The following is a 16,223-nucleotide window of genomic DNA, read 5'->3' as shown; positions in this document are numbered from 1 at the left end:
CCCTTCAGGACGTCGATGTACGCCAGGAGAATTATGGTCATGGAAAAGGCCCTGGAAGTCCTGGTCATCGGCGGGAACCGTTACGTCGGAAAGCGTCTGCTCGCACGGCTGCTCGCCGCAGGGCACCGCGTCACCGTGCTGAACCGGGGCTCCTCCCCGCCGCCGGCCGGGGTGGAGCACCTGGTCGCCGACCGGGACGACGAGCGGTCCCTGACCGGCGCGCTCGGCTCGCGCGTCTTCGACGTCGTCGTCGACCAGGTCTGCTACACACCCCGCCAGGCGGCCCTCGCCCGCCGCGTCTTCTCCGGCCGCACCCGCCGTTATGTGATGACCTCCACGGTCGAGGTGTACGAGTACGAGGACTCCCCCGCCCTCGTCCGCGAGGAGGCCGTCGATCCGGCCACGGTCAGCGTCGACCTCGGGCTGCCCTGGGACGACCCGGCGTTCCTGGAGGCCAACTACGGGGAGGGAAAGCGGCAGGCCGAGGCGGTCCTCGCGGCCGACGGCCCGGCGTTGCCGTACGCGGCGGTGCGGGTAGCCCATGTGCTGGGCGGGGACGACGACTTCACCGGGCGGCTGGCCCACTACGCCGAGCGGATACGCACCGGCGAGCCGATCGCCGTGCCGGTGGTGAACCGGCCCGCCACCTACGTCCACGTCGAGGAGATCGGCCGGTTCCTGGCCTGGGCGGCGGGCGAGGAGTTCACCGGGCCGGTGAACGCCGCCTCGCACGGGACGCTGACCACCGAGGAGCTGTGCGAGGCGGTGGCCGCGCATGTCCCGGGCGGCCGGACCGTGTTCGGGCCCGTCGAGGTCGGCGAGGTCTCCCCGTTCTCCTTCCGCCGCTCCTACGGCATGGACAACGCCCGGTCCGCCCGGCTCGGCTTCCCCTTCACCGACGTCCGGCAGTGGCTGCCGCGTGCCGTCGCCGAGACGCTCGGGAAGGGCGACTGACATGCGGTACAGGACACTTGGCGGGCTGCGGGTGAGCGCGGTCGGGCTCGGCGCGATGCCGCTGTCCATCGAGGGCCGGCCGGACGCGGAGCGCGCCCTGGCCACCGTGCACGCCGCGCTCGACGCGGGCGTGACCCTCCTCGACACGGCCGACTCGTACCATCTGCCGGGCGCGGAGCCCGGCCACAACGAACGTCTGCTGGCCCGCGCGCTGGCCACGTACGGCGGTGACACCTCCGGCGTGCTGGTGGCGACGAAGGGCGGCCGTGGCCGCCCGGCCGGCGGCGACTGGACGGTGAACGGCTCCCCGCGTCACCTCAAGGCCGCCGCCGAGGCCTCCCGCAAGCGCCTCGGTGTGGAGGCGATCGGCCTCTACCAACTCCACAAGCCGGACCCCGAAGTGCCCTTCGAGGAGTCGGTCGGCGCCCTGCGCGAGCTGCTCGACGCGGGCACGATCCGGCTGGCCGGGCTGTCCAACACCGACGCGGACCAGATCCGCCGGGCGCGCGAGATCCTCGGCGAGAGGCTGGTGTCGGTGCAGAACCGGTACTCCCCCGCCGTCCGGGCCGGCGAGCCGGAGCTGCGGCTGTGCGCGGACCTGGGGCTGGCGTTCCTGCCGTGGAGCCCGCTGGGCGGGCTGGCCCGCAGCTCGCTGGACGGGCCGTCGCGCACGGAGGGCAGGGAACGCCTGGCCGCCTTCCACGAGGTCGCGGCGGAGCGCGGTGTCAGCCCCCAGCAGGTCGGCCTGGCCTGGCTGCTGGCGCGCTCCCCCGCCGTCATCCCGATCCCGGGGGCGAGCCGGCCGGAGACGGCCGGGGACTCGGCGGCCGCGGCGGACCTGTCGCTCAGCCAGGAGGAAAGGGCACGTCTGGACGAGGCCGCCGGGCCCTGAGGCCGGTCACTCGAAGGTGTCGCCGTCCTGGGATGTCTCCGCGTCCTCGGCGCGTCCCACCCCGAGCAGTCGCCGGGTCAGCCGGTCGTGGTCGGAGAGGAGTTCGTCGAGGGCGGCGCGGATGTCCCGCGCCTCGGTGCGGGGCGACTCGCGCTCGGCGGCGATCAGTACGGACCGGCGTACGAGCTCCTTGGTGAAGGACGCCGTCGTGCCCTCCGTGCGGGCCACCACCTCGTCGGTGATCTCCTTGTCCAGGCCGAGGCCGGAGCCGTACAGGCCGAGCAGGCGGGCACGGCCGTCCGCGTCCGGCAGCGGGATCTCCACGGCCAGGTCGACGCGCCCGGGGCGCTGGGCGAGGGCCGGTTCCAGCAGGTCGGCGCGGTTGGTGGTGAGCAGGAAGGCCACGTCGGCGTCGTCTGCGAGGCCGTCCATCTCGTTCAGGACCGTCAAGAGCAGCGGCTGCTCGCCGCCGCCGTAGTCGCGGGCCTCGGCGATCAGGTCGCAGTCCTCCAGGACGACCAGCGCGGGCTGGAGCATCCGGGCCAGGGCGCAGGCCGGGCCGATGGCCTCGATGCTCGTCCCGGACAGGACGACGACCGTGAACTCGGGCAGGTGGGACAGGAGGTAGCGGATGGTGTGGGTCTTGCCGGTGCCGGGCGGGCCGTACAGCAGCAGGCCCCGGCGCAGGTGCTGGCCGGCCGCGCGCAGTTGCTCCCGGCGCCGGGCCACGCCCACGACCTGCCGCTCCACCCGCTCCAGCAGCCCGTCCGGGAGCACGATGTCGTCCCGGGTCAGTCCGGGCCTGCGGTGGAAGCGGAACGGTCCGAGGCCGGTGCCGAACTCCGAGCCCTCGAAGGACAGGATCTGCCCCCGGAAGATGTTGAGCTCGCGCACGAGCACGTCGATCTCGGCGAGCAGCCGGTCGGCGAACTCCTTCTGACCGGCCAGTACCTCGATCTCCACCTTGTTGCGCCCGTACTCGTCCTGCGGTCCGCGCAACAGCACGGCGAACCGGTCCTCGCCCTCGGCCCCGAGGTAGAAACCGCAGGAGACACAGGCGAGTTCGGCATCGGGCGAGACCGGCAGCTGGGCGTAGTCGACGGACCCGACGGTGAACCGGTCGTACCGGTCGGCCGCTTCGAGGATGTCGCCGAGCGTCAGCTCACCGTGGTGCTGGGCGCCCCGCATCCCGATGAGCTCGAACGACCGCCCGTCCCCGCCGAACCAGCGCTCCAGCGCGAGATGGACATTGGGCAGGTCGTACGACGGGTAGGCGGCCTTGACCACGGGCCGGTCCCCCGGAGTGGACCCCAGGTGCTCACGGAGCCGCCGGGACAGATCCCGGCTGCCGTCGCCGTCCTGCCGCTTCGGCCGGGCCACCGCCGTCAGGAACTCATGGAACAGCCCGCTGATCTGCTCCATGGACAGAGGCGACGCCTCCCGCTCGGCCCCGTACCGCGCCCGGTACTCGTCCGAGCTCATGATCTCGAGCCCTTCCGTCATACGCCCTCCGTTCGTCAGCGGGCACCGACGGACTCCGCCTGCCTGCCCTCCTCGGCAGACTCCTCGACGGCCTTCCCCCTGCCCGGCAGCAACAGCGCCACGGCCACCGTACCGACGCCCAGCACCACCGCGCCGACCAGACTGGTGTGCGCGACCGAGTCGGAGAAGGACGCCCCCACCGCGTCGGCCATCTGCCGGGCCCCGTCGGCCAGTTGCCCGGCCTGCGCCTTGAGCCGCTCCGCCTGCTGCGGGTCATTCGTGTGCGCCGCCTGCTCGGCCAGCTGCCGCGCCTTGCCCCCGAGCCCCTGGGCGACGGCGTACCCGGCCCCCACCGAGTCCTGGGCCGTCTCCAGGGAGGAGGCCGGAAGCCCCCGGCCGGCCGTGGCGTCCGAGAGGTGACCGGAGTACGAGGTCGCCAGCAGCGAGCCGAGGATGGCGATGCCGAGCGAACCGCCGAGCTCCAGCGAGGTGTCGTTCACCGCACCGCCGACGCCCAGCTCGGACTCCGGGAACGCCCCCATGATCGCGTCCGTGCAGGGCGACAGCGCGAGCCCGATCGCCAGGCCGAGCACGATCAGGGGCGCGACGAAGTCGCCGTACGACGACCCGGAGTCGATCTGGGTGAGCAGCGCCAGGGCCGCGGTGCCGCCGACCATGCCGGCCGTGACGGTCCACTTCATGCCGACCCGCGGGGTGAGGTAGCCGGTGAGGGCGGAGCCCACGAAGACGGCACCGGCCAGCGGCAGCATGCGCAGACCCGTGTCCAGGGCGTCGTAGCCGAGGACGAACTGGAGGTGCTGGGTCAGGTAGTAGAAGGCGCCGAAGACGGCCAGGAAGAACAGGGCGACGGCGAGGTTGGAGCCCGCGAAGCCGCGGTCGGTGAAGCGGCGCACGTCGAGGACGGGACGCGGGTGGCGCAGCTCCCAGAGCACGAAGGCCACGAGCGCGACGCCCGCGACGACCGCCGCCGTGACCGCCTTGGCGCCCCAGCCGAAGTGCGGACCCTCGATGATCATGTAGACGAGCGCGCCGATCCACACCACCGACAGCAGTCCGCCGCCGTAGTCGATCCGCCCGTGGTGGCCGGCCTTGGACGGCGGTACGAGGGCGAGCGCGCCGACGATGGCCAGGGCGGCGACGGGGACGTTGATGAGGAACGTCGAGGACCAGCCGTGGTGCTCCAGCAGCGCCCCGGCGACCAGCGGACCGGCCGCGATGGCGAGCCCGGCCGTGGCGGTCCACAGGGTGATGGCCTTGGCGCGTTCGGCGCGCGGGAAGGTCGCCGCGAGCAGGGACAGCGTGGCAGGCATGATCATCGCAGCGCCGGCGCCCATCACGGCACGCGCCGCGATCACCGCCGTGGCGCTGTCGGCGAGGTAGCCGGAGACGGCACCGCCGCCGAACACCACCAGCCCGAGGACGAGCGCGCCCCGGCGGCTGTACTTGTCGCCTGTCGCGCCGAGCAGCAGCATCAGCGCGGCGTAGGGGACGGTGTAGCCGTCGATGACCCACTGGAGGTCGGCGCTGGACAGGCCCAGGTCCTCGGTCATGTCGGGCGCGGCGACGGTGAGGGCGGTGTTCGCCATCACGATGATCAGCAGGCTCAGGCAGAGCACGAGGAGCGCCCACCAGCGGCGTGCGTAGGGGCGGTCCATCCGCTCGGCCGGTTCGGTCATGACGAGTCGCATGGCAGGGGTCGCCTTCCTCACTGACTTGCACATGGGCGTGCATTTGCACAACGCTGTGCAATGTACGCCGTTGCACACTGCTGTGCAAATCGAGGAAGGGGCGGCACAATGGCGTCCATGACCACGGGCAACACCAGCCGCGCCGACGCCAACCGGCGCCGCATCCTCGACGTCGCCCTCGCCGAGCTGCTGCGCGACCCCGACGCCTCCATGGACCAGATCGCACGCGCCGCGGGCGTCGTACGGCGGACGGTGTACGGGCACTTCCCGAGCCGTGAGGCGCTGATCAGCACGCTCGTCGACGAGGCGGTTCAGGCCCTGTCGATCGCGCACGCGGCGGGGCGCGCGGGCGTGGAGGACCCGGCGGAGTCCGTGGCCCGCTCGGTGCTGGCGGTGTGGGAGCTCGCCGACCGCTACCGGCTGCTGATCGCGCTCGCCCAGCGCACGGTCACCATGCAGGGCATCAGGGAGCGGCTCGCCCCGGTTCGGGAGGCCGCCACCGGCGTGCTCCGGCGCGGCCTCGACGAGGGCGTCTTCAGCTCACCGCTGCCGGCTCCGGCCCTGGCCTACGTGCACGAGCAGATGCTGGTCGCGCTGATGGAGGCGGTGAACGACGGGCTCGTGGCAGCGCAAGAGGCGGGCCGCTGCGCCGCGGTCACGGTGCTGACCGCGGCGGGCGTGCCCGCCTCGAAGGCCACCGAGCTGGTGGCGAAGCTGAATGACTGATCCGCGAAAGCAAGGACCGGGCGGCTGAGCGACGGGGGGACACTCAGCCGCCCGGAGTCTCGCGGGGCGCGGCGCGCGGGCCGTCAGGTCTTCGCCAGCTCCTTCTCGCCGCCCTGCTCGGGCACCTCGGAGTGGTCCGCGGCCGGACCGCCGTGCCCGTCGTCCAGCAGCGTCTCCTCGTCGAAGGGCAGCTCACCGGCGAGGACCCGGTTCACGCGGTCCTTGTCGATCTCCTTCGTCCAGGTGCCGATCAGCACGGTGGCCACGGCGTTGCCGGCGAAGTTGGTCAGGGCGCGGGCCTCGCTCATGAAGCGGTCGATGCCGACGACGAGGCCGATACCGTCCACCAGGGCCGGCTTGTGCGACTGGAGACCACCGGCCAGGGTCGCGAGGCCGGCGCCGGTGACACCGGCGGCGCCCTTGGAGGCGACCAGCAGGAAGAGCAGCAGCGGGATCTGCTCGCCGATCGACATCGGCGTGCCCATGGCGTCGGCGATGAACAGCGAAGCCATGGTCATGTAGATCATGGTGCCGTCGAGATTGAAGGAGTAGCCGGTCGGGACGGTGATGCCGACCACCGGCTTGCTGACGCCCAGGTGCTCCATCTTCGCGATGAGCCGCGGAAGCGCGGACTCGGAGGAGGAGGTGGACAGGATCAGCAGGAACTCACGGCCCAGGTACTTGAAGAGGGTGAGGATGTTCAGTCCGGAGACGACGCGCACCAGGATGCCGAGCACGATGAAGACGAACAGGAAGCAGGTGACGTAGAAGCCGAGCATCAGCACGGCGAGGCTCTTGAGCGCGTCCAGGCCGGCGGAGCCGGTGACGGCGGCGATGGCACCGAAGGCACCGATCGGGGCGGCCCACATCACCATGGCGAGGATGCGGAAGACGAGCCGCTGGATGTGCTCGATACCGCGCAGGATCGGCTGGCCCGCCGAGCCCATGCCCTGCAGTGCGAAGCCGGCGAGCAGGGCGATCAGCAGGGTCTGCAGGACCGACTCGTTGGTGAAGGCGGACACGATCGTGGTCGGGATGATGCCCAGCAGGAAGTCGGTGGTGTTCGTGGTGGCCTCGGGGTCGACCTGTGCGTGACCGGCCTCCTTGACCGCGTCGGTCATCGCGAGGGCCGAGCCCGGCTCCAGGATGTTGCCGACGATCAGGCCGATGCCCAGCGCGACCAGCGACATCACCATGAAGTAGCCGAGGGCGATACCGCCGACGGCTCCGACCTTGGCGGCCTTCCGTACCGAGCCGATGCCCAGCACGATCGTGCAGAAGATGATCGGCGAGATCATCATCTTGATCAGGTTCACGAAGCCGGTTCCGATCGGCTTCAGCTCGACAGCGAAGTCGGGTGCGGCCAGACCCACCGTGATACCGGCGGCGACCGCGATGATCACCGCGATGTAGAGATAGTGCGTGCGGTCCCGCTTGGCTTTGGGTGCGGCAGGTGCCGTATCGGCTGCGCTGGTCACGGCGGCCCTCCTTGACGACGTCGTCGGCATCACCGGCGTGCGGCTCACGTCCGGGAAGAGGGAGCGGGGGCTCCCGGAGATGCGTATTGGGGAATGCCGTGACTATGTCCTGCTCTGTGAGCGCGGTCACCCTTCCGTTCATTTAGTTCACAATCAGCCACGAGGCAGACTGACGACATGCGCTTCTCCGTCCCCGGTCCCCGCAGCCTGGCGGGCCAGCTCTTCGCCATGCAGGCCGTACTGATAGCTGTCGTCGTGGCCGGATATGCGCTGTTCACTTATGTCAGCGACCGGAGCCAGGCTGAAGAGGCGGCGCGGCGCCAGGCCAGGGCGGTGGCGCGGTCCGTCGCCGACTCCCCTTCCGTGCTGGAGGCGGCCCGCACCTCCGACCCGACCGCCGAGCTCCAGCCGTACGCGCTGAAGGTCATGCGGGACACCGAGGTCGACTTCATAACGATCATGAACCCACGGGGCATCCGCTGGACGCACCCCGACCCGGCCCAGATCGGCCAGCCCTTCCGGGGCCACACCGCGAAGGCTCTGAAGGGCGAGACCTTCGACGAGACCTACACCGGCACGCTCGGCCCCTCGGTCCGCGCGGTCACCCCGATCCAGGACGGCAAGAAGATCGTGGGCCTGGTCAGCGCGGGTATCCGGGTCGAGGAGATCACCCAGCGGGTGCAGGACCAGCTGACGGCCCTGCTCGGCGTCGCGGCCGGCGCGCTGGCCCTGGGCGCCGTCGGCACCTACGTCATCAACGCCCGGCTGCGCCGCCACACCCACGGCATGAACGCCTCCGAGCTGAGCCGGATGCACGACTACCACCAGGCGGCCCTGCACGCCGTACGCGAGGGGCTGCTGATGCTGGACGGGCAGTACCGTGTGGCGCTGATCAACGACGGAGGGCGGGAGTTGCTCGGCGTGACCGGGGACGTGGTGGGCAGGTCGGTGGCGGAGCTGGGGCTGCCCGTCCCGCTGACCGGCGCGCTGCTGGCCTCGGAGCCGCGGGTGGACGAGGTGCATCTGACGGCGTCGCGGGTACTGGTGATCAACACCTCGCCGGTGTCGGGCGGTGAGCGGCGCGGTACGGTCGTCACCCTGCGCGACGTCACCGAACTCCAGTCGCTGATGGGCGAGTTGGACTCCGAGCGGGGTTTCACTCAGGCGCTGCGCTCACAGGCGCACGAGGCGGCGAACCGACTGCACACGGTCGTCTCGCTGATCGAGCTGGGCCGGGCGGAAGAAGCGGTGGGATTCGCGACGGCCGAGCTGGAGCTGGCTCAGGCGTTGACCGACCAGGTCGTGGCGGCGGTGAGCGAGCCGGTGCTGGCGGCGCTGCTGCTGGGCAAGACGGCCCAGGCGAACGAGCGGGGCGTGGAGCTGATGGTGTCGGAGGACAGCAGCCTGGACGACGGTCTGCTGCCGGAGTCCCTGCCGCCGCGGGACCTGGTGACCATCCTGGGCAACCTGATCGACAACGCCGTGGACGCGGCACAGGGCAGTGTGCGGGCACGGGTGACGGTGACGGCGTACACCCAGGACACCGAGGACCCCGAGGCCCTCGATGACGCCCCGGAGCTGGTGCTGCGGGTCTCGGACACGGGCCCGGGCGTGGATCCGGAGCACGCCGAGGCCGTCTTCCAGCGGGGCTTCTCGACCAAGCCGGCGAGGCCGGGCGGCCGGGGGCTGGGGCTGGCCCTGGTACGGCAGGCGGTACAGCGGCACGAGGGGACGCTGTCGGTGTCGGAGGCCGACGGGGGCGGGGCACAGTTCGAGGTACGGCTGCCACTGCGGGAGACGGAGGCGGTGGCCGAGGGCGTGACATCCGGGGCCTCGGTGCCCTCAGGCGCTGGAGGCGACGCATGACGAGCGACATCACGCCCGAGAGGGCCATCCGCGTCCTGGTCGTGGAGGACGACCCGGTCGCCGCCGACGCCCACGTCCTGTACGTCGGCCGGGTCCCGGGCTTCGTCGCCGTGGGCAAGGCGCACACGGGCGCGGAGGCACGCCGGGCCCTGGAACGCACGCCCGTCGACCTGCTCCTGCTCGACCTGCACCTGCCGGACGTGCACGGTCTGCAACTGGCGCGGTCCCTGAGGGCGGCCGGACACCACGCGGACGTGATCGCGGTGACGTCGGCGCGTGATCTGGCGGTCGTGCGCGAGGGTGTCTCACTTGGAGTCGTGCAGTACGTCCTGAAGCCGTTCACCTTCGCGACCCTGCGCGACCGCCTCGTGCGGTACGCCGAGTTCCATGCCGCGGTCGGCGAGGCGAGCGGCCAGGACGAGGTCGACCGGGCGCTGGCGGCCCTGCGCGCCCCGGGCCCGGCGGCCCTGCCGAAGGGGCTGAGCGCACCGACGCTGGAGCGGGTGACGGTGGCCCTGCGCGACAGCGTGGAGGGCCTCACGGCCGCCGGTGTGGCGGAGACCGTGGGCATCTCCCGCATCACGGCCCGCCGTTACCTGGAGCACCTGGTGGACGCGGGCCGCGCGGCCCGCCGCCCGCAGTACGGCACGGTGGGGCGACCGGAGTTGCAGTACCGCTGGGTCACCGGCCAGTGACGGGCCGTCGGCCACGGCCGGCCACGATCGAACCGGCGCACACGCATTGACCTGACTAGACCACTCAACTTAGGTTCACCACGCAGCCGTCCCGGCCACAACGAAGTGCGTCCGTAGGAGGTTCGTGCCGTGCGCCCCACCGCCGCTTCAACACCTCTCCTCGCCCTGGCCCTCGCCGCGACCGCCCTCACCGCCTGCGGTGGCGGTTCCGGCAGCGACCCCGACACCGTGAAGGTCTCCTTCAAACAGTCCACGGACAACTCCATCAAGGTGATGGACACCTATCTCGCGGACATCAAGAAGCAGTTCGAGAAGGCCCACCCGGGCAAGAAGGTCGAACTCGTCCCGATCAAGGCCCCGGACTCGGAGTACTACACCAAGCTCCAGCAGATGCTCCGCTCCCCCAAGACCGCCCCCGACCTGGTCTACGAGGACACGTTCCTCATCAACTCGGACATCACCAGCGGCTACCTCAAGCCCCTCGACCCCTACCTCGCCAAGTGGCCCGACTGGAACCGGTTCATCGACACGGCGAAGGCGGCGGCCAAGGGCGAGGACGGCAAGACCTACGGCGTCCCCGACGGCACCGACACCCGCGGACTCTGGTTCGACAAAGGGATCTTCGCCAAGGCCGGCCTGCCCGCCGACTGGCAGCCGAAGACCTGGAAGGACGTCCTGACCGCGGCCCGCACCATCAAGCAGAAGGTCCCCGGCGTCATCCCGCTCAACGTCTACACGGGCAAACCGGTCGGCGAGGCGGCCACCATGCAGACCTTCGAAATGCTGCTCTACGGCACGAACGACGGCCGCACGGACCCCCTCTACGACAAGAACTCGAAGAAGTGGGTCGCCGGCGGCCAGGGCTTCAAGGACGCCCTCGCCTTCGTCGAGACGGTCTACGAGGAGAAGCTGGGCCCGGACGTCTCCGACGCGCTCGACCCGAACGTCATGACCCGGGTGCGCGGCGAGTGGCTCCCCAAGGGCAGCCTCGGCATCGCCCTCGACGGCTCCTGGCTGCCGCAGGACTGGCTGCCCGGCAGCGGCCACGAGTGGCCCGAGTGGCCCGAGAAGCTCGGCCTCGCCGCCATGCCCACACAGCACGGCCAGGCGCCCGGCAAGGTGAGCATGTCCGGCGGCTGGACCTGGTCGATCCCGGCCAAGGCCGGCAACCCGGACCTGGCCTTCGAGTTCATCAAGACGATGCAGACCAAGGCCAACGCGCAGAAGTGGTACGTCGCCAACTCCGGCATCGCGGTCCGCGAGGACGTGGCGAAGGACCCCGGGTACGCCACAGCCCAGCCCGGCATCAAATTCTTCACCGACCTGGTGCAGAACACCCACTACCGCCCCGCCTACCCGGCCTACCCCAAGGTCTCCACGGCCATCCAGGAGGCCATGGAGGGTGTGACGACGGGGGACATGTCGGTGGACGAGGCGACGAGCGACTACGTGGACGCCCTGAAGGACGCCACGGACAACCAGGTCGTCGAGCGGTAGGCGAGGTCTGCCCGGATGACCACCACGGCACCGCACACCGACCTCGGAAAGACGCCCGGCCCCACGGCTCCCAGCCGCCCCCGGCGGGGCCCGGGCGCGCTGGTCCGCGCCCTCCCCCTCACCCCCGCCGTCGTCCTCCTGCTCCTCTTCCTCGCCGGCCCGATCGCCTACTGCTTCTACATCGCCTTCACCGACCTCCAGCTCACCGGCCAGGCCCAGGACTCGTTCGTCGGCTTCGAGAACTTCACCCGGGCCTTCGGGGACGAGGCGTTCCTCAACGCCGTATGGCTGACGCTGGTGTTCACGGTCCTGTCGTCACTGGTCGGGCAGAACACGCTCGGCCTCGCCCTGGCGGCGTTGATGCGGCGCGCGTCGAAACCGGTCCGCACGCTCACCGGCGGCATCGTGGTCACGGCCTGGGTGCTGCCGGAGGTCGTGGCCGGCTTCCTCCTCTACGCCTTCTTCCGCCGCGAGGGCACCCTGAACGCCATCCTGGACTGGCTCCACCTGCCCTCCCAGAACTGGCTGTTCACGCTCCCCATCCTGGCGGTGTCCTTCGCCAACGTCTGGCGCGGTACGGCGCTCTCCATGCTGGTCTACTCGGCCGCGCTGAACGAGATCCCCAAGGAGATCACCGAGGCCGCCGAGGTCGACGGGGCCGGGGGCTGGCGCCGCATGTGGCACATCACCCTCCCCATGATCCGCCGCTCCATCGGCACGAACCTGATGCTCAACACCCTCCAGACCCTCTCGGTCTTCGGCCTGATCTGGGTGATGACCAGGGGCGGCCCCGGCGGCAAGAGCCAGACGCTGCCGCTCTTCATGTACGAACAGGCCTTCCAGAACAGCCTGATCGGCTACGGCACGGCGGTGGCCCTGCTCCTCCTCCTGGTCGGCTCCCTCTTCTCGCTCGTCTATCTGCGCCTGCTGCGAACGGAGGTCTGACCCACATGGCAGTCACACTCGCCTCCCGCCGCACGACCCGCCGTCTGGCGGCGGACGCGGGTCTCCTGGTGGTCGCCGCGGCTTTCGTGCTCCCCCTGGCCTGGGTGGTCCTGTCCTCCCTGGACCCCCACGCCGACCTCCGGGTCAAGGCACCCGACGGCCTCACCTCGGACAACTTCGACGCGATCCTGACCTCGGACATCACCTTCACGCCGCTGCTGAACAGCCTGGTGCTGTGCGGCAGCGCGACGCTGCTGACGGTCATCTGCGCGGCCCTGGCGGCCTACCCTCTGACCCGCTTCCGCTCCCGCTTCAACCGTCCGTTCCTGCTGACGATCCTCTTCGCGACGAGTCTGCCGATCACGGCGATCATGGTTCCGGTCTACGCGCTGTTCGTCCAGGTGGACCTGATCGACACCATGCACGGCACGGTCTTCTTCTTCGCCGCGTCCCAACTGCCCTTCGCCATCTGGCTGATGAAGAACTTCATGGACGGCGTACCGAGGGAACTCGAAGAGGCGGCCTGGACCGACGGGGCTTCGTCCCTCCAGTCCCTGATCCGCATCGTGCTGCCCCTGATGGGCCCGGGCGTGGCCGTCGTGACGGTCTTCTCCTTCGTCATGATGTGGGGCAACTTCTTCGTCCCCTTCATGCTCCTGCTGACGCCCGACCAGATGCCGGCGTCCGTCAGCATCAACGACTTCTTCGGGAACCGGGGGATGGTGGCGTACGGGCAGCTGGCTGCGTTCTCGATCGTCTACTCGACGCCGGTGATCCTGCTGTACGTCCTGATCGCCCGGCGCCTGGGAGGGGGCTTCGCACTGGGCGGGGCGGTGAAGGGCTGACCGGCGCGGTTGCTGGGGCCGGGTGGGACCGCAACCCGGCGAAGCGGGGTGCCGCTGCGCCCACCCGTGCCGCCCTTGGCGGCACGATTGCCCGCAGCCAGGCGGGACCGGCGGCCCGCAGCCCGAGGCGGCGCCCCCAGGCCGAGACGCGCCTGCACCCGCGCACGCACGGAAGGGGACGTGTCGGGGGGTGTCCGCCCGCAGCGGTTGGCGCGTCAACGGACAGTCAGTCGGTATCCGACCCCATCGCGCCGTTCCGAGGACGGACACCCCCCGGCGCGGCCCCGAACCACAACCCGCGCGCAGGCGCTCCGAGCACCCCCACCGAAGCAGCCACAGGCCGCCGCAGGCACCCCGCCCAACCGCCGGAGGCTCACCGCACCAGACACGGCCGCTTGCCGTCGAACTCCCAGCCAGGCACCAAGTACTGCATCGCCACCACATCGTCCCGCGCCCCCACCCCCTTCTCCCGGTACAGCTCGTGCGCCGCCAGCAGCCGGTCCATGTCGAGCTCGACACCCAGCCCCGGCGCGTCCGGCACGGTGATCTCCCCGCCCACGATGCGGGGCGGCTCGACGGTCAGCCGCTCCAGCCCTTCCTGCCAGATCCAGTGCGTGTCCAGCGCGTTGTACTCCCCCGGCGCCGCGGCTCCGCAGTGCGTCACCATGGCCAGGGAGATGTCGAAGTGGTTGTTGGAGTGACACCCCCAGGTCAGCCCCATCGCGTTGCACAACTGCGCCACCCGCACCGACCCCTGCATGGTCCAGAAGTGCGGATCGGCCAGCGGAATGGAGACCGACTGCAGAGCCAGGGCATGGGCCATCTGACGCCAGTCGGTCGCGATCATGTTCGTCGCCGTGGGCAACCCCGTCGCCCGGCGGAACTCCGCGAGGATCTCCCGCCCGGAGTAACCGCCTTCCGCCCCGCAGGGATCCTCGGCATACGCGAGCGTGCCGACCAGCGGCCGGCACAGCTCGACCGCCTCCCGCAGCGACCACGCCCCGTTCGGGTCCAGCGTGATCCGGGCCTCGGGAAAGCGCGACTTGAGCGCCCGCACGGCCGCGACCTCCTCGGCCCCCTCCAGCACGCCCCCCTTGAGCTTGAAGTCCCGGAACCCGTAGAGGTCGTAGGCCGCCTCGGCCTGCCGCACGATCGCCTCCGGCGACAGCGCCTCCTCATGCCGCACCCGGTACCACTCCACGGCTGAGCCGGGTTCCCGGACGTACTCCAGATCCGTCCGGTCCGGGTCACCGACGTAGAAGAGGTACCCCAGCACCCGCACCGAGTCCCGCTGCTGCCCGTCGCCCAGCAGCGCCGCCACGGGTACGTCCAGATGCTGCCCGAGAAGGTCGAGCAGCGCCGACTCGACCGCGGTCACCGTGTGGACGGTGGTCCGCAGGTCGAAGGTCTGGGCACCCCGGCCCCCGGCGTCCCGCTCGGCGAACCGGTCACCGATCTCGCGCAGTACCCGCTTGTAGTCGCCCACCTTCGCCCCGACGACCAGCGGCTCGGCGTCCCGCAGCGTCTGCGTGATCTTCTCCCCGCCGGGCACCTCCCCCAGCCCGGTACGTCCCTCAGAGTCGGTGAGAACGACGACGTTGCGCGTGAAGTACGGGCCGTGCGCGCCGGAGAGGTTCAGCTCCATGCTGTCGCGGCCCGCGACGGGGTAGACGGCGAACGCCGTGACGGTCGGCTGCGGTCCGATGCTCATCGAGTGCCCCTTCTGAAGGCTTCTGAAGGCTGAGGTGAGGTGAGGTGATTCAGAGACTGAGGGCGTCGAGGACCCACTCGACCGCCAGGACACCGCCCAGACCGAGCACGGCGAGGACCGTCGTGTAGGACGTACGGACCTTGATCGCCTCGATGACGGAGAGGTTGAAGTACTCCTTGAACAGCCAGAACCCGGGGTCGTTGACGTGGGAGAAGGCGATGGAGCCGCAGGCGACGGCCAGCACCATGACCTCCGGGTGCACCCCGCTGCCCGCCAGCAGCGGCAGCGCCACCCCGGAGGCCGTGACGACGGCGACCGTGGCCGAGCCGAGCGCGATGCGCAGGATGACGGCGACGAGCCAGGCCAGGACGATCGGCGAGATGGACCAGCCGTCGGTGACGTCCTTGATGTAGTCGGAGATCCCGCCTTCGACGAGGACGTTCTTGAAGGCCCCGCCCGCGCCGATCACCAGCAGGATCATCGCCATCGCCTGGGCCGCCGAGCCACAGGAGGCCCCGACGTCGCTCAGGCTGCGCCCGATCCGCGGCCCGAACACCCAGACCGCCAGGCACAAGGTCAGCAGCAGGGCGATCGGCGCCGACCCGGCGAAGGCGACGAAGTGCAGGAACGGGCTCTCGCCGGAGGCGGCCATGTCGGTCACGGCGGCGGCGACGATCAGCACGACGGGGAACAGCGCCACGAACAGCGACCAGCCCAGGCCCGGCATCTCCTCGTCGGTGAACTCCCGTTCGCTGACCAGGCCCTTGGGGATGGTGGGGGTCATCCTCGCGACGAACGGAAGACGAGGCCAGGTCAGGGCGATGAGCGCGCCGGCCGGCACGGCGACGAACAGGCCGTAGAACAGCGTCAGTCCGACGGATGCGTGGAAGGTCGCGGCGACGGCGGTGGGACCGGGGTGCGGCGGCAGGAAGCTGTGCATGGTGGACAGGGCGATGGACATCGGCAGCCCGACCCACAGCAGCTTCGCCCCGGTGACCCTGACCAGGGTGAACGCGATGGGCACGATGATGACGAAGGCGACCTCGTAGAACATGGTCACGCCGATCAGCATGGACGTGACCACCATGGCGACCTGGACCCACCGCGGTCCGAAGGCGTCGAGGAGCTTGCCGGCTATCCGCTGGGCGGCGCCCGCGTCCCCCATCACACGGCCGACCATGGCGCCGAGTCCGATGGTCAGCATGGTGTCGCCGATCTGGTCCCCGATGCCCTCGGAGAGGACGTCCGGGATGGTCGCCACCGGAATCCCCCGGACCAGTGCGACCCCGACCGCCACGAGCAGCAGCGCGGCGAAGCCGTTCAGTCTCAGCCTGGTCATGAGGACAAGCAGAACCAGAACGCTGATCCCGACTACGAGCAGAGGCAAGGCAGTTCCCCTTTGAACCGGTGTCTCATCCCTATA

The 16,223-nt window shown here is 70.7% G+C and carries 13 protein-coding genes; 8 read left to right on the top strand and 5 right to left on the bottom strand.

All coding sequences use genetic code 11. The annotated features are described in order from the left end of the window. The first annotated feature begins 39 nt into the window (after positions 1 to 39). Together PV963_RS32035 and PV963_RS32030 are read left to right on the top strand one after the other, a co-directional pair. Positions 40 to 954, top strand: a complete 915-nt coding sequence (locus PV963_RS32035) for an NAD-dependent epimerase/dehydratase family protein (RefSeq protein ID WP_274819754.1) — start codon at positions 40 to 42, stop codon at positions 952 to 954. A gap of 1 nt (position 955) precedes the next feature. Then, positions 956 to 1,846 carry an aldo/keto reductase gene (locus tag PV963_RS32030; RefSeq protein ID WP_274819752.1) on the top strand — a complete coding sequence of 297 codons (891 nt, stop codon included), beginning with the start codon at positions 956 to 958 and terminating at the stop codon, positions 1,844 to 1,846. A gap of 6 nt (positions 1,847 to 1,852) precedes the next feature. Here PV963_RS32030 and PV963_RS32025 read toward each other — a convergent pair whose 3' ends face one another. Together PV963_RS32025 and PV963_RS32020 are read right to left on the bottom strand one after the other, a co-directional pair. Continuing rightward, a complete protein-coding gene (locus tag PV963_RS32025; protein WP_274819750.1) occupies positions 1,853 to 3,349 on the bottom strand; it encodes an AAA family ATPase in 1,497 nt (498 codons plus the stop codon). 14 nt (positions 3,350 to 3,363) lie between these two features. Then, positions 3,364 to 5,037 carry a DHA2 family efflux MFS transporter permease subunit gene (locus PV963_RS32020; RefSeq protein WP_274819749.1) on the bottom strand — a complete coding sequence of 558 codons (1,674 nt, stop codon included), beginning with the start codon at positions 5,035 to 5,037 and terminating at the stop codon, positions 3,364 to 3,366. Between the two features lie 108 nt (positions 5,038 to 5,145). Here PV963_RS32020 and PV963_RS32015 point away from each other — a divergent pair, with 108 nt between their 5' ends. Further along, complete coding sequence (locus tag PV963_RS32015; RefSeq protein WP_274819747.1) at positions 5,146 to 5,763, top strand: TetR/AcrR family transcriptional regulator; 618 nt, start codon at positions 5,146 to 5,148, stop codon at positions 5,761 to 5,763. Positions 5,764 to 5,846: 83 nt separating this feature from the next. Here the strand turns inward: PV963_RS32015 and PV963_RS32010 are convergent, their stop codons facing one another. Then, entirely contained in the window at positions 5,847 to 7,241 is a 1,395-nt protein-coding gene (locus PV963_RS32010) for a cation:dicarboxylate symporter family transporter (RefSeq protein ID WP_274819745.1), read from the bottom strand. Between the two features lie 177 nt (positions 7,242 to 7,418). Here PV963_RS32010 and PV963_RS32005 point away from each other — a divergent pair, with 177 nt between their 5' ends. The 5 genes from PV963_RS32005 to PV963_RS31985 all read left to right on the top strand — a co-directional run bounded on the left by PV963_RS32005 (position 7,419) and on the right by PV963_RS31985 (position 13,089). Beyond that, the gene (locus PV963_RS32005) at positions 7,419 to 9,107 is read left to right on the top strand and encodes a sensor histidine kinase (protein WP_274819743.1); all 1,689 of its coding nucleotides are present in this window, start codon (positions 7,419 to 7,421) and stop codon (positions 9,105 to 9,107) included. Next, positions 9,104 to 9,802, top strand: coding sequence for a response regulator (locus PV963_RS32000; protein ID WP_274819741.1), 699 nt, complete (start codon positions 9,104 to 9,106; stop codon positions 9,800 to 9,802). The genes PV963_RS32005 and PV963_RS32000 overlap by 4 nt, the downstream gene beginning before the upstream one ends. A gap of 129 nt (positions 9,803 to 9,931) precedes the next feature. Next, positions 9,932 to 11,299 (top strand): extracellular solute-binding protein, encoded by a 1,368-nt coding sequence (locus tag PV963_RS31995; protein ID WP_274819739.1) that lies wholly within the window; start codon positions 9,932 to 9,934, stop codon positions 11,297 to 11,299. Between the two features lie 15 nt (positions 11,300 to 11,314). After that, positions 11,315 to 12,244: a carbohydrate ABC transporter permease gene (locus PV963_RS31990; RefSeq protein ID WP_274819737.1), complete on the top strand. Its 930-nt coding sequence runs from the start codon at positions 11,315 to 11,317 to the stop codon at positions 12,242 to 12,244. A gap of 5 nt (positions 12,245 to 12,249) precedes the next feature. After that, positions 12,250 to 13,089: a carbohydrate ABC transporter permease gene (locus PV963_RS31985; RefSeq protein WP_274819735.1), complete on the top strand. Its 840-nt coding sequence runs from the start codon at positions 12,250 to 12,252 to the stop codon at positions 13,087 to 13,089. A 373-nt stretch (positions 13,090 to 13,462) separates the two neighbouring features. Here the strand turns inward: PV963_RS31985 and PV963_RS31980 are convergent, their stop codons facing one another. Continuing rightward, on the bottom strand, positions 13,463 to 14,800 hold the full coding sequence (locus PV963_RS31980) for an enolase C-terminal domain-like protein (RefSeq protein ID WP_274819733.1): 1,338 nt from the start codon (positions 14,798 to 14,800) through the stop codon (positions 13,463 to 13,465). A gap of 49 nt (positions 14,801 to 14,849) precedes the next feature. Then, positions 14,850 to 16,187 carry a gluconate:H+ symporter gene (locus PV963_RS31975; protein ID WP_274819731.1) on the bottom strand — a complete coding sequence of 446 codons (1,338 nt, stop codon included), beginning with the start codon at positions 16,185 to 16,187 and terminating at the stop codon, positions 14,850 to 14,852. Positions 16,188 to 16,223: the final 36 nt, after the last annotated feature.

It is taken from the genome of Streptomyces coeruleorubidus, from assembly GCF_028885415.1.
In the GTDB taxonomy this organism is placed as follows: Bacteria; Actinomycetota; Actinomycetes; order Streptomycetales; family Streptomycetaceae; genus Streptomyces; species Streptomyces coeruleorubidus_A.
Note: the sequence above shows the minus strand (reverse complement) of the source record. Positions and strands in the feature narration are given on the sequence as shown.

Coding starts and splice junctions, on each gene's coding strand:
- PV963_RS32025 (WP_274819750.1), bottom strand. CDS start 3,349: ATGACGGAAGGGCTCGAGATCATGAGCTCGGACGAGTACCGGGCGCGG.
- PV963_RS32005 (WP_274819743.1), top strand. CDS start 7,419: ATGCGCTTCTCCGTCCCCGGTCCCCGCAGCCTGGCGGGCCAGCTCTTC.
- PV963_RS32035 (WP_274819754.1), top strand. CDS start 40: ATGGAAAAGGCCCTGGAAGTCCTGGTCATCGGCGGGAACCGTTACGTC.
- PV963_RS32015 (WP_274819747.1), top strand. CDS start 5,146: ATGGCGTCCATGACCACGGGCAACACCAGCCGCGCCGACGCCAACCGG.
- PV963_RS32030 (WP_274819752.1), top strand. CDS start 956: ATGCGGTACAGGACACTTGGCGGGCTGCGGGTGAGCGCGGTCGGGCTC.
- PV963_RS31980 (WP_274819733.1), bottom strand. CDS start 14,800: ATGAGCATCGGACCGCAGCCGACCGTCACGGCGTTCGCCGTCTACCCC.
- PV963_RS31985 (WP_274819735.1), top strand. CDS start 12,250: ATGGCAGTCACACTCGCCTCCCGCCGCACGACCCGCCGTCTGGCGGCG.
- PV963_RS32000 (WP_274819741.1), top strand. CDS start 9,104: ATGACGAGCGACATCACGCCCGAGAGGGCCATCCGCGTCCTGGTCGTG.
- PV963_RS31990 (WP_274819737.1), top strand. CDS start 11,315: ATGACCACCACGGCACCGCACACCGACCTCGGAAAGACGCCCGGCCCC.
- PV963_RS32020 (WP_274819749.1), bottom strand. CDS start 5,037: ATGCGACTCGTCATGACCGAACCGGCCGAGCGGATGGACCGCCCCTAC.